This window comes from Saccharopolyspora sp. NPDC047091 (assembly GCF_040643635.1).
Taxonomy (GTDB): domain Bacteria; phylum Actinomycetota; class Actinomycetes; order Mycobacteriales; family Pseudonocardiaceae; genus Saccharopolyspora_C.
The window spans coordinates 140,243-153,474 of the sequence record NZ_JBEYUS010000004.1 but is presented as its reverse complement, the minus strand read 5'-3'; the positions used below and the strand labels follow the sequence as shown (position 1 = coordinate 153,474).

General features: G+C 72.3%; 6 protein-coding genes. All 6 read left to right on the top strand.

Annotation, left to right across the window (positions count from 1 at the left end):
* Positions 1-26: 26 nt before the first annotated feature.
* The 6 genes from ABZ805_RS03705 (at position 27) to ABZ805_RS03680 (ending at position 13,140) form a co-directional block, all read left to right on the top strand.
* Positions 27-821 (top strand): hypothetical protein, encoded by a 795-nt coding sequence (locus tag ABZ805_RS03705; protein WP_358433796.1) that lies wholly within the window; start codon positions 27-29, stop codon positions 819-821.
* Between the two features lie 134 nt (positions 822-955).
* The gene (locus ABZ805_RS03700; protein WP_358433794.1) at positions 956-3,637 is read left to right on the top strand and encodes a hypothetical protein; all 2,682 of its coding nucleotides are present in this window, start codon (positions 956-958) and stop codon (positions 3,635-3,637) included.
* 40 nt (positions 3,638-3,677) lie between these two features.
* Entirely contained in the window at positions 3,678-7,688 is a 4,011-nt protein-coding gene (eccCa, locus tag ABZ805_RS03695; RefSeq protein WP_358433791.1) for a type VII secretion protein EccCa, read from the top strand.
* Entirely contained in the window at positions 7,685-9,082 is a 1,398-nt protein-coding gene (eccD, locus tag ABZ805_RS03690; protein ID WP_358433788.1) for a type VII secretion integral membrane protein EccD, read from the top strand. The genes eccCa and eccD overlap by 4 nt, the downstream gene beginning before the upstream one ends.
* 4 nt (positions 9,083-9,086) lie before the next feature.
* The gene (eccB, locus tag ABZ805_RS03685; RefSeq protein ID WP_358433785.1) at positions 9,087-10,436 is read left to right on the top strand and encodes a type VII secretion protein EccB; all 1,350 of its coding nucleotides are present in this window, start codon (positions 9,087-9,089) and stop codon (positions 10,434-10,436) included.
* Positions 10,437-10,443: 7 nt separating this feature from the next.
* The gene (locus tag ABZ805_RS03680; RefSeq protein ID WP_358433782.1) at positions 10,444-13,140 is read left to right on the top strand and encodes a hypothetical protein; all 2,697 of its coding nucleotides are present in this window, start codon (positions 10,444-10,446) and stop codon (positions 13,138-13,140) included.
* Positions 13,141-13,232 lie beyond the last annotated feature (92 nt).

Sequence of the window (13,232 nt, the reverse complement as noted above, 5' to 3'; positions counted from 1 at the left end):
CGGAGAACGAGCTTTGGGAGGTTGTCATGAGCGAGAAGCAAGGAATCGACTACTGGCGGGACAGCGACGCGTGGAAGGACACCGACTACGCCGACTGGAAGAAGATCGACGCCTTCGTCGAAGAGGGATACCTGACCGAGGATGATCGGGACCTCCTCCAGGCGCGTGGCAGTGCCGCCGCGATGGGGCACGCCAGCAGCCCGGACGAGACGAACGACCCGTGGGAGAAGTACCTCGACCTGAAGGAGGAGTACAAGGACGACCCGCGGTTCGGCGAGAACGGCAAAGCCGAGGACCTCGCGAAGCCGGACGGCTACGGGGAGGGGCCGAAGGACGATACCGACTACGTCGACAAGCTCGACTGGGAACTGGACGACGACAAGACCCCGCCGGAGGTGGAAGACCCGCCGAAGGTCCCGAAGTACGACAACGAGGGAAAAGAAGGCGACGAGGTCGTCGTGAGCACCGAGGCGCTCAAGGCCTTCGCGCAGAACATGTTGAAGCTGAAGGCCATGATCACACCGGCCAAGGACTACGTCAGCGACGTGGAGGTCCTGCCGGGAGCCTTCGCCAACGCGTACCGGCTTCGCGACCGGGTCATGGGTTCCGACGGGGAGAACGGCTCCGCCGGGCTCAAGACGGCCATCTACGACTTCCTGCACAACACGGAAAAGGGATTCGACTTCCTCGAGGAAGACCTCGCGCGGGTGTTGAAGGAATACGCCGAAGCCGAAGACCTGAACAAGGTGGCGGGCAGCGATTTCGACGCCATCATGGCGAAAGCGTACTCCTACATCGGTGAAACGGAGTCCGGAAAGTAGCGCGAGTCGGGCGCGGCGTAGCGGTGCGGGGTGCGGGAGGGGGCGGTCCGCGCACTCCGGGGGTGACTAATTCGAGATCTTCCCGAATCGGATGATCTCAACTCATCAGCGGTTCAGGGGCGGTAGGAGCAGGCGTGGGTTCGCACCAGGAAAATTACGACGAGAACAGCAGCAACACCACTACGGATGATGACGACAAGCATTCCGTATTCGCCGATTCCGCCGGTACCGCTGAAGGGGACGACAACTTCAACGAGTGGGACTGGAAGCGGATCAAGGCGGCGTTGACCGGTGGCGCCGCCGTGATCGGGGACCAGGACGACCGGCTGCGCGGACTGGTCGACCCGGTGACCTTGCAGCAGGCCGCCAACAACTTCGACTTCGCCCAGAAGACGATGGAGTCCGTCGCCAAGAACCTCCGCGCCCAGGCCCGCGCCACGGCGGGGCCGGACGGCATCTGGAAAGGGCCTGCGGCGCGCGCCTTCCTGGCGAAGATGGAGACGTTCGCCAACAACATCGACGCGAACGCCAGGCTGCTCAGCGACGGTGCGTTGGAGAGCGAGGCGGGTGGGTCGATCTCCGACACGCTGCGGATGAACGGCAACTACCTCGCTTGGGGCGCGCAGACCGTCGACTACTACGACCGCTACTACGCCGACTTGGCGTTGCAGCGCGGTGTCGCCCCGAAGATGGAAGACGACAAGGTCATGGTGAGCAAGGACGAGGAAGTCGTCAAAGCCATGACCGACTCCATGCGCCAGGTCATCGTCCAGGTCTCCTCCAACTACGAGTGGCGCAAGGACGATGTCGTCACCCCGGACCCGGTCAAGGGCGAGGCACCGTCACCGCCCCCGCCGCCCAAGCCGCCGCCGAAGGCGCCACCGCCGCCGAAGGAGCCGCCACCTCCCAAGGAACCGCCGCCGCCCAAGCCGCCGCCGAAGGAACCGCCGCCCAACGAGCCGCCGCCGAAGGAGCCGCCGCCGCCCAAGGAGCCGCCACCTGTGGGTGGCCCGGAGGGCGATCCGCCACCCGTGGGCGATCCGCCGCCGGTGGGTGGTCCGGAGGGCGATCCGCCTCCGGTCGGCGATCCGCCGCCGGTGGGCGATCCGCCGCCGGTGGGTGGTCCGGGAGGTACGCCGCCGCCGGTGGGCGGCCCTGAGCAGCAGGTGAACAGCCAAACCCCGCCGCCGGTGGGTGCGCCGCCGCCGGTGGGCGGTCCGGGAGGCACCCCGCCGCCGGGAGGGACGCCTCCGCCGGTCGGCACCCCGCCGCCGGTAAGTGGGCCGCCGCCGGTAAGTGGGCCGCCGCCGGTCGGCAATCCCCCTGGCAGCCGCCACAACCCGAGAGATCCTGGAGGGAACAAGGGCAACGTTCCGCCGCCGGTCGGCGGGCCACCCGTGGGCGATGGGCCTCCGGTCGGGAATCCGCCTCCGGTGGGCAGTCCGCCTCCGGTGGGCAGTCCGCCGCCGGTCGGGAGTCCGCCGCCGGTGGGCAGCCCGCCCTCGGCCGGGAGTCCGCCTCCAGCGGGGAGCCCGCCTCCGGTCGGCGGTCCACCTCCGGTGGGTCAGCCGCCGGGCGGTACGCCGGAGGGCTGGTCGCCGGGTGAGGGTCAGCAGTCGTCGTCTGGGCAGGACGAGCGCGGTGGGATGCCGATGATGCCGCCGATGATGCCGCCGGGTGCCGGTGGTGGCGGTGGGAACGGCGGTGGTGAGCGTTCGGATGCCTCCGGTCTGCTCGACGCCGGCAGTGCGCCGTGGTCGGGTTCCGGCCCGCCGGTGGGTGATCCGGAAGCCCCGTTCGGTGCACCCCCGGTCGAGGCTCCCGCCGGGGACGCCGCGCCGGTCGACGTGCCGGGCGCGGACGAGCAGCAGGAGCCTCGGCAGCAGGTGGCCGGTGGGATGCCGATGATGCCGCCGATGGTGCCGCCGGGCGCCGCCGGTGGTGGCGGCAACGAGCGCTCCGACGCGTCCGGTCTGCTCGACGCCGGGATTGAGCCGTGGGAGGCCGCGGGTCCGCCCGCGGGCGATCCGGAAGCTCCGGCCGCGGGAGTGCCGCCGGTCGAGGTGCCGTCCGCGCCGCAGCAGCCGACCGATCCGCCTGCTCCGGTGGGTGAAGCCGGGAACGTGGCCGGCGGCGTGCCGGTCGTTCCCCTCGCGGTGCCGCCGCTGGGCGCTCTCGGCCCGAACCGGGAGCGCGAGCGCGGTACCCGCGAGCAGCTGCCGGAGGGCTCCGGATCCGCTGACGCCACGAGCGGTGCTGGTGCCGGTGCGTCGGCCGAGCCGGTCGTTCCCGCCGTCCGCGAGGGCGAACCGGCAGGCGAGCCGGAGTGGCTCCAGGACCAGGTCCCGGTCGTGCGCCACCAGGACGGGGCCAAGGACACCGGAGCGTGGGACAGCCCTGGCGGCCTGCCTTGGCTGATCCCGTTCCCGGTCTCCGGCGATGCCGATCGGGAGCGCGACCGGCCTGCCCCGGACCACTCGCTGCGGGACACCACCCCGTGGGAGCCCGAGGGTGCCGCCGGCGATTCGGGCTACGCCGCATGGCGGCGCGCGAGTTTGGGCGGGGACCGGCGGACCGCGGTGGAGGAGGAGCGGCCCGTGCGCTGCGGCGGGCCGGACTTCACCTCGGAGGAGCTCGCGACCATGCGGGCAGAGGAAAGAGCGGAAGCCGAACGGGAGGCGGAGGAGAAGGCCAAGGCGGAAGCCGAGGTGGAGGCGGACACCGAGAAGGAGCGTTCCAGTTCGGACCTTCTCGTGAGGGATAACTCCGCCTGGGGCGGAGGTTCCGCCACACCGCCGCCGGGCGCGCTGGGATGAGGTCGATGTCCCCAGCGGTCGACACGAACGAGGCAAACCCATGAGCACCATCACGGTGAAGCGCCCGCCGCGCGCCACGGGGCCGGAGATGCCCGAGGGCACGGTCGAGCTGCAGGAGCCTCCGGTCATGGAGGAACCGGCTGCGATGGACTTCCGATCGGTGGCCATGATCGTGCCGATGGGAATCGGCTCGATGGCGATGATCATGATGGTGTCGTCCCGGAGCAGCTCGCCGATGATGTACATCATGGGCGGCGGCATGGCGCTGGCGATGCTGGTCATGGTGCTGACCCAGCTCGGCCGCAACGGGGCCGAGCGCAAGCGCAAGATGGCGTCCGAGCGCCGCGACTTCCTGCGCTACATCGCGCAGTTGCGGGAGAAGGCCAGGGAGTCCGCGGACCAGCAGCGCCGGGCCGTGGTGTGGAGCAACCCGGCGCCGTCCTGGTTGTGGTCGATCGCCGCCGGTACCCGGTTGTGGGAGCGGCGGGCGAACCAGGACGACTTCGGGCGAGCCCGGATCGGATTGGGCGCGCAGACCGCGGCGGTGGAGTACACGGCACCGTCGACCAAGCCGATCGAGGACCTGGAACCGCTGGCGGCGGTCTCGCTGCGACGGTTCCAGGAGGCCTACGGCACCGTCTCGGGAATTCCGATGTCCGTGGGGCTGCGCAGCTTCACCAGCGTGGAGTTCGCCGGTGCGCAAGAAGGCGCGGTCGGTTTGGTCCGGTCCGTTCTGGGCCAGCTGGTCACCTTCCACTCGCCGGACGAGCTGCGGGTGGCGGTGCTGACGAGCGAGGCATGCCAGCCCGAGTGGGACTGGGTCAAGTGGCTGCCGCACAACGCCCACCCCACCGCGCACGACGCGGCGGGCCCGCTGCGCCTGTTCGCCTGCGACCACGACGAGCTGATGGACGTGCTCGGCGCGGACATCACCGACCGGCCCGACCACGATCCGAGCAGCCGTCCGGGCGTGGTCGAGCCGTTCGTGGTGGTGGTCGCGCATCTGACCGAGATCCCCGAGTCCTCGCGGCTGTTCGACACCGGGCTGCGCAACGTCGTGCTGCTGGACCTGTCCGGGCGGCTGCCCGGCGGGCCCAAGGTGTTGCGGCTGACCGCGGAGGACGACGAAGTGAGCTTCCCGGTGGGGGAGTCCACCGGCACGGCCCGGCGCGACCAGCTGAGCCTGGTGCAGGCCGAAGCGCTGGCCAGGTCGATGGCGCCCAAGCGCACCAGCGGCTCGGTGGACGTGGTGGACCAGCCGTTGGAGAGCGATTTCGAGCTGACCACGCTGCTGGGCATCCGCGACCCGCGCACGTTCGACGTGCCTGCGCAGTGGCGCCCCCGCGCCGCGCAGCGCTCGCGGTTGCAGGTGCCGATCGGCGTCACCACCGAGGGCGAGGTCGTCGAGCTGGACTTGAAGGAACCCGCCCAGGGCGGGATGGGCCCGCACGGCATGCTGATCGGCGCCACCGGCTCCGGCAAGAGCGAACTGCTGCGCACCTTGGTGGCGGGCCTGGCGGCGACGCACTCGTCGGAGATCCTCAACCTGGTGCTGGTCGACTTCAAGGGCGGCGCCACGTTCCTGGGCATGGACGAGTTGCCGCACACCTCGGCGGTGATCACCAACCTCGCCGACGAACTGCCGCTGGTCGACCGGATGCAGGACGCGCTCAACGGCGAGCTGGTGCGGCGCCAGGAGCTGTTGCGCGCCAGCGGGTATTCCTCGTCGTTCGAGTACGAGAAGGCCAGGGCCGGGGGCGCGCAGCTGGTGCCGTTCCCGGACCTGCTGCTGGTGGTCGACGAGTTCAGCGAGCTGCTGGCCAGCAAGGCCGAGTTCATGGACCTGTTCGTCTCCATCGGGCGGCTCGGCCGCAGCCTCGGGGTGCACCTGCTGCTGGCTTCGCAGCGGCTGGACGAGGGCCGCATCCACCGGGTGGAGGGCCACCTGTCCTACCGGATCGCGCTGCGCACGTTCTCCTCGATGGAGTCGCGGGCCGTGATCGGTCAGGCCAAGGCCTACGAACTGCCGTCCGACCCGGGCAACGGCTACTTGAAGATCGACACGACCACGCTGGTGCGGTTCAAGGGCGCCTACGTCTCCGGGCCCTGCCCGGAGCGCGACGGCGCGGCCCCGGCCACCTCCGAAGAGCGGGCGTTCTCCGAGGTCGTCTCCTTCCGCACGCAGCCCTACCCGAGCCTGCACCAGATCCGGCAGCACGAGGAGCAGGGCCCGCGGGAGCCGGAGGCGGAACCTGAGGACGAGTCCGGTGAGGACGCCCCGTCGCTGATCGAAGTCCTCATCGGACGGCTGAAGGGCTCGGGTCCGCCCGCCCGTCAGATCTGGCTGCCGCCGCTGTCGGCGGCGCCGAGCCTGGACAGCCTGCTGCCCAGCGTGGTGCCGGACCCGGTTCGCGGCATGGCCGTAGAGCCCACCGGCGGCCGGACCCCGTTGCGAGTTCCGGTGGCCGTCGTCGACCGGCCCTACGAGCAGTCGCGGGACCTGATGACCGCGGACCTGTCCGGTTCGGATGGCCACGTCGGCATCGCCGGTGCACCGCAGAGCGGCAAATCCACGCTGCTGCGGACCTTGGTGCTGGGGCTCGCGCTGCACAACACCCCGCGCGACGTGCAGTTCTACTGCATGGACTTCGGGGGCGGCGGCATCATGTCGCTGTCCGGGCTGCCGCACGTGGGCTCGGTCGCGACCCGGATGGAACGCGACCGGGTGGTGCGCACCATCGCCGAGCTGACCCAGCTGCTGGAGCGCCGCGAGTCCCTGTTCGCCGAGCACGGCTTCGAGTCGATCGCGGCCTACCTGCGGGCTCGGGAGCGCGGGGAGGTCGACGACCCGCACGGGCACGTGTTCCTCGTCGTGGACGGCTGGTTCACCGTCAAGCAGGACTTCCAGGAACTGGAGGCGAAGATCGGCGAGCTCGCCTCCCGCGGCTTGTCGTTCGGCATCCATCTGGTGCTGGCAGCGACCCGCTGGTCGGAGATCCGCACCTGGCTCCGTGACCTGCTGGGCAGCAAGCTCGAACTGCGCCTCGGCGACTCGATGGAGTCGGAGTTCGGTTCGCGCAAGGCCGCGACCGTGCCGAACCAGGCCGGTCGCGGGATCACCTCGGACGGGTACCACTTCCTCACCGCGCTGCCCCGGCTGGACGGGCGTTCCGACGTCGACGACCTCTCGGAAGCGACCAAGACCGTCACCGAGGAGGTGCGGGCGTTCTGGCCCGGAGAGCCCGCCCCGCCGGTGCGGATGCTGCCGACGAAGCTGCCCGCGCGGCAGCTTCCCGCACCGGAACCCGAGTTCCGGATGTGCATCGGTCACGACGAGCAACGGTTGCAGCCGGTGTGGCACGACTTCCACGCGCAGCCGCACCTGATGGTCTTCGGCGACGGCGCGACGGGCAAGACCAACCTGCTGCGCTTGGCGCTGCGCTCCATCCGGCGGCGCTACGGACCCGACCAGGCCAAGATCGTGCTCGGCGATGCTCGGCGCGACCTCGACAACGAGGTGCCCGCCGAGTACAACGTCGGCTTCGGGGTCAACTCCGAAGCGCTGCACGGGCTCGCAGAGCAGACCGCCGCCTCGATGGTCAAGCGGGTGCCGGGCCAGGAGATCTCCTCGGAACGCATGCGCAAGCGGGACTGGTGGGAGGGCCCGGAGCTGTTCCTGGTCGTCGACGACTACGAACTGCTCACCCGCGGCGGGATGGGATCGGCGCTGGACCCGCTGCTGTCGATGATCCCGCAGGGTGTCCACATCGGACTTCACCTGGTGGTCGCCAGGAGCACTTCCGGTGCCATGCGGGCGATGATGGACCCGGTGTTGCGCCGGCTCTGGGAGCTCGGCACCCCTTCGCTGCTGCTCTCCTACCCCAAGGAAGAGGGCACCTTCATCGGTGAGGCGAAACCGCGCAAGCTGCCTCCCGGCCGCGCCCAGCTGGTCACCCGGCGCGGCATCCGACTCATCCAGACCGGTCTGGTCGAAGACGAATTCGCCACGGCCGCCCAGCCGACGAGCACGATCAGGAAGGAGAACCGATGACCAGCGCCAGGGCCGCGGAGCTGTGCAGGGTCACGGTGTTCGGCCCGGACGGAAAGGCCGATCTGGCGGTGCCGGTGTCGACCTCGGTGGCCGACCTGCTGCCGGTGCTGCTCAGCCACACCCGGCGCCGGCCCGCGGAGGACGAGCCGGGCTCCTGGGTGCTGCAGCGCCTCGGTGAGCCGCCGCTGGACCCGGACGGCACCCCGGAGACGCTGGACTGGCTGGAAGGCGAGCGGCTGCACCTGCGCCCGGCCGCCGACCCGCTTCCGCAGCTGGACTTCGACGATCTCGCCGACGGGATCGCCACCAGCGTCGAGCAGCATCCGGATCGCTGGCGGCCGGAGTTCGGCTCGCGCCTGTTCCAAGTGCTCTCGGGTGTGCTCCTCGGGCTGCTCGCGATGGTCCTGCTCGGCGACGGACCGACCGGGCTGCACGCCGGCTTCGCCGGCGGCCTGGCCCTGATCTTCACCGGTGGTGCGCTGCCGCTGGCCGAGAACCTCAAGGACGTCGCGCTGGCGCGGCTCATCGGGCTCGCCGGGTGCGGCTACGCGGGGATCGCCGGGCTGATCGCCGCCGACGGCGTTCCCGGCGGCGTGGCACCGACTCCGCCGGGACTCCTGGTGGGCACCGGGTGCGCCGCGCTCGCGGCCGTCGTCCTGCTGGTGCTGCACCGGTTCGCGGGCCGGTCCGTCCCGTTCGGCCCGTTCCTGACGGTCCTGCTGCTGGCCGTGGTGGTCCACGGCGGGGTGTGGCTGGGACTGGGCTTCGGCTTGCGTCCGGGCCAGACGGCGGGTGCGCTCGCCGCCGTGGTGTTCGGGGTCGTGCTGTTCGCCCCGAAAGTGACCGTTCGGGCGGCGTTCCTGCGCGGACCGCAACTGCCGCGCAACGCCGCGGACCTCCAGCAGGACATCGACCCGGCCGGTGCCGAGGACGTGACCTCTCGCACCGGCCACGCCGACCGGTACCTCAGCGCCGCGCTGGTCTGCGCCGCGGCCGTCCTCGTCGCCGCGTTCCCCTTGATCATGACCGAAACCGGCTGGGTGACCTGGGCGCTCGTCAGCGTGCTCTCCTGCTCGGTGCTGCTGCGTTCGCGCGCCCTGTTCAGCGCCTGGCAGCGGGTGTCGCTGGTGGCGGCCGGGACCAGCGGGCTCTCCCTGGTGGCGCTGGCCTTCGCGCGGGAGTTCTCCCCGGGGTGGCGCGCGCTCCTCGTGCTCGGCCTGCTCCTGGTGCTGCTGGCGCTGGTGCTGGGTGCGCTGCGCCCGCTGCACCGCCGGATGCTGCCGATCTGGGGACATCTGGCGAACATCTTCGACACCTGCACGGCCATCGCGGTGCTCCCGCTGCTGTTCCAGCTGCTGGAGCTCTACGCGTGGGCGCGCGGATTGGCCGGGTGAGCAGGTGCAGACCCAACGGGACCACGTCCACGCCTACCAGTTCCTGATGGGCAGGATGAGCTCCGCCCTGGTGCTCGCCGACCCGGCCAGCGCCGAAGTACCGGCGAAACGGGCCAAGACCGGACTGATCGTCGGTGTGGTGCTCGCGCTGCTGATCGGCGCCGGGTTCGGCGTCTACGGGCTGTTCGTCCCCGGCGGCAGCAAGAAGTGGCAGGCCCAGGGCGCGATCGTGGTGGAGAAGGAGACCGGCACCAGGTTCGTCAACGTGGGCGGGGTGCTGCACCCGACGCTGAACTACGCCTCGGCGAAGTTGTTGCAGGGCGCGGGATCCGAGGTGCAGACGATCTCGCAGGCCTCTCTCGCGGGCGCCCCGCGCGGTGGCCCGATCGGCATTCCGGACGCGCCGCAGACGCTTCCCCCGGCCGAGGAACTGGCCGGTTCGCACTGGCTGGCCTGCCTGCCGGGGGCGAGCACCGGAGCCGCCCCCGGGCGGTTCAACCTCGACTTCGATCCGACGTCCACCGCCCGGCAGCTGCCCGCCGACCAGTACCTGCCGGTGCGCTCGGTCGACGGCACCGACTACCTGCTGTGGCAGGGCCGCAAGCACCGGATCGCCGACCCGTCGGTCCAGGTCGCGCTGGGCATGGCCAACGCGCGTCCGTCCACGGCTCCGCCGTGGTGGCTCGACGCGGTGCCCGCGGGGCCTGCGCTGGAACCGGCCCGGATCGACGGCGCCGGGTCCGCCGGGTCGCCCGTCGGCGGCGTCCCGCGTCAGGTGGGACAGCTGTTCGAGCAGCACGCCGCCAACGGCGGGGTCCAGCGGTTCGTGCTCCGCGCCGACGGGCTGGCACCGCTGAGCACGACCGAGTTCGCGCTTTTGGCGGCCCAGCCCGGAAATCCGGCGCCGGAGCGGATCGGCGCCGCCGCGGTGGCCGGGACGCCCCGCTCGGCGGACCGGTCGCTGTTCGACCGGATCCCCGATCTCGGCGGCGCGGGCTGGCAGCCCGGCGCGGACGCGCTCTGCCTGCGCCAGAACCCGGCCGGGACCCAGGTCCGCAGCCAGGTGGTGCTCGCCGCACCCCGGCAGGCGGCCTCGCCCGGTGGCGCGGTGAACGTGCGGCCGGGAACCGGCCTGGTGGCCGGTGCGCTGCCGATCCCCGCCGGGCAGCGGGTGCCGGACCGGTACCTGATCACCGACCAGGGCACCAAGCACCTGGTACCGGACGACGAGTCGATGCAGGCCCTCGGTTTCGGCAGCGCGCCGGTGCGCCCGATCTCGAACGAACTGCTCGCCGCCCTCCCGGACGGACCGGTGCTCAGCCGGGCCGCGATGGGCGTGAGCGAGAAGGGATGAACAGCTGATGCCCGCACTGCCTCCGCTGACCAGGCGCCGTCGCGATGAACCGGACATGCCGCTGACCAAGCACACCGTGGGCAACGCGCTCGTGGTGTGCGCGGAGCGGCGGATGACCACCGAAGCCCAGGAGATGGCCCTGGCGGTGGCTCCGGACACCGAACACGAGATGGTGGTCGTCGACCTGCCCAGCGGGATGCCCATCTCGGCCTGGGACTCCGTCGCCGCGCTGCTGCCCAAGCGGCGCCGCGGGGTCCGGCTGGTCGTGGGCGGCCGGTCCCGGGAGGCCACCGCGCTGGCCGGGCAGTGGCTCTCGGAACGCCTCGGGCGCACCGTGGTGGCCCCGGACGGAGTGATCTTCCGGGGGACCGGCGGGACGCTGTTCGTGCATGCCGGGAAGGGCAGCGGCTGGGTCCGGTTCCGGCCGGGGAAGGCGCCGGAGTGGGAGGCCAAGCGGTTCCCGCGGCCCCTCTGGGACGCCAGCCTGGTCGAGGCGTGGCCCACCAGCTCGGTCGGCGTCGCCGAGCCGGTGCCCGGCGGGGTGTGGATCCACCCCACGGTCCGCGACGCCGCCTTCAGCGGGCACTGGGAGCGGCTGGCGAGCGGGATGCCGTGCCAGCCGGAGGTGCTCACCGTGGTGCTGGGCTGTCCTGGCGCGCCCGCGCTCTCGCTCGACGACGTGGTGCGCTTCTGGCGGCGGCTGGACACCTCGGTGCGCGACCGGGTCCGCTTCGTGCAGTACGGCCCGGTGCACCTGCCCGAAGGCGACTCGCTGGGCCAGGCGCTCGCGGATCTCCTGCACGCCCGGGTCGCCTGCTACACCGGGATGCCGGTGGGGTCCCCGCACGCGCCGGAGATCTACACGATGTGCGCGGACGGGAACCTGGGCTGGCACGCCTTCGCACGCGAGATCGGTTACGTGCCCCGAGGACACGCGGCGCACGGGGAAGCCCCGGCGCTGCTGAGTCACCGCGTCCCGTTCGAGGGCTTGGAGCGGCTCTCCCCAGCGGTGTACTGGTACACCCCGGACGCGGTCGTGGAGGTCGTGCAGTCGGGCCTGTGGGTGCGTCCGCCGCAAGACGCGCAGAACGCGGCCGCGGTGCGCGCCGCGCCGGCCGACCCCGAGGTCAACGTCCTGGCCTTCGACGCGACCGACGAGCGGGTGGCGGCCAGGATGCGGCTGCTGGCCGAGGACGTGCTGGCGCGGCTGGACCCGGCCACTCGCGTGCGCTGCCGGCTGGTGGCCGCCTCGGAGCTGGGGCGCGGCGTCGCGCGCGTCGCCGGAGCCGCCCGCGGTGAGCTGGGCTCCGGGCCGGGGCAGGCGCCCGCGCGGACCGCCTCGGCGGAGGCCGCCACGGACTTCGTCACCCCGATCTCCGGCGGGCAGCCCGCGGTGGGTCCCCCGTCCCCGCCTGCCGGTCTGCCGCCGATCTCGGTGCCCGCGCCGGATTTCGTGGCGGCGTCGGCCATGACGGGCCGAGCCGCCGCGGGACCGGTTCCCGGGGGCGGGCACGTGCCCGGCCCTGTCCCCGGGGCGAGCGCTTCCGTCCCGCGGAGCAGCGCCCCGGCTCCCGCCGCCGCGCCGGTCCCCGACCTCGCTCCTGCTGCCGCGCCGCCCTCTGCTCCGCAACCTCCCCCGTCCCCCGAGGCGGCCGCGCCCCCCGACGCGGCCGCGGTCGCCGGTGCGCCGTCCGCCACCCCCGGCGCACCGGCCCGTCCGGCGTCCTCCGATGCCGACCCGGTCTCGGCGATGCCGCTCCGGCTGGAGAGCTCACCGGCGCCCGAGATCGGCCCGCCACCGGAGGTGCCGGACGCCCCGGAGCCCGCCGCCACTACCGAAGCTCCCGAGCCCGAGCCCGCACCGGGACCTCCCGTCGCCGAGCCGCCGGCCCCGCCCGCGAAGCCCCGCCCGCAACCCGTACCGGAGGCCGCCGCTTCGGCGCTGCTGCCCGCCCAGGGCATCACCGAGGAGCGCACGTGGTTGCGTCGGACGCTCAGCCGCGAGTTCGACGCCATGGCCCACTCGGTCTCCCGGATCCTTTCGGAACACCCCGGTTTTCAAGGAGATCCCCGCTCGTCGGCCGACGTGCTCACCGACACCGTGGCCGTGCGCCTCTACCTGACCGAGCGGGGCGAGGCGATCGACCGTTCGCTGCGGACCGCCGCGAACGGGCCGCACGTCCCCTTCGCCCGGTGCGTCGTGTCCGGGTTGAGCAAGCTGCCCTCGCACCGCGGTGCCACCGTGTTCAGCGCCACGCCGACGCCGGAGCAGTGGGAGCTCTACCGGCAGCGCCGCCTGGTCACCGAGTGGGGCTTCACCCACGCGCTGACCGAGCCCAGCGCGGACCAGGACGGCGAGATCGACGTGCTGGTGTGGTCGATGACCGCCCGGCGCACCAAGCTGCTCGAACTCGACGACGCCGACCGCGCGGACGACCGCGTGGTGTTCGTACCGGGCACCAGCTTCAAGGTCCTGGAAACGACCGAGGCCACTGCGGAGGAACCGCGGCGGCGGGTCCTGCTGCGCGAGCTGGCGAGCTCCGAAGTGGACGAACAGGGCCGGGTGGCCGAACGCGCCTCGCTGGACGAGCTGGCGACCACCTCGCTGCGGCGGTGCGTGGAGCGCTGGGCGAACGCCCGTCCCAGCGGCACGGTCGGCGAGTCGGCACGCGGCCGGTTCGGCGCGCTACCCGGGCTGGTGTAGCGGTGCCGGGTCGCGGCGCCGCCGTCCGGGTGGAGCGCCGCGGAGCGGGCGGCGCAGCGGTTTCGAGGACGGGTTGTCAGAGAGGGGAAGGT

Bases quoted from the DNA above. Each gene is read 5' to 3' on its own strand.
- ABZ805_RS03705 (WP_358433796.1), top strand. From the start codon at position 27: ATGAGCGAGAAGCAAGGAATCGACTACTGGCGGGACAGCGACGCGTGG.
- eccCa (WP_358433791.1), top strand. From the start codon at position 3,678: ATGAGCACCATCACGGTGAAGCGCCCGCCGCGCGCCACGGGGCCGGAG.
- eccD (WP_358433788.1), top strand. From the start codon at position 7,685: ATGACCAGCGCCAGGGCCGCGGAGCTGTGCAGGGTCACGGTGTTCGGC.
- ABZ805_RS03680 (WP_358433782.1), top strand. From the start codon at position 10,444: ATGCCCGCACTGCCTCCGCTGACCAGGCGCCGTCGCGATGAACCGGAC.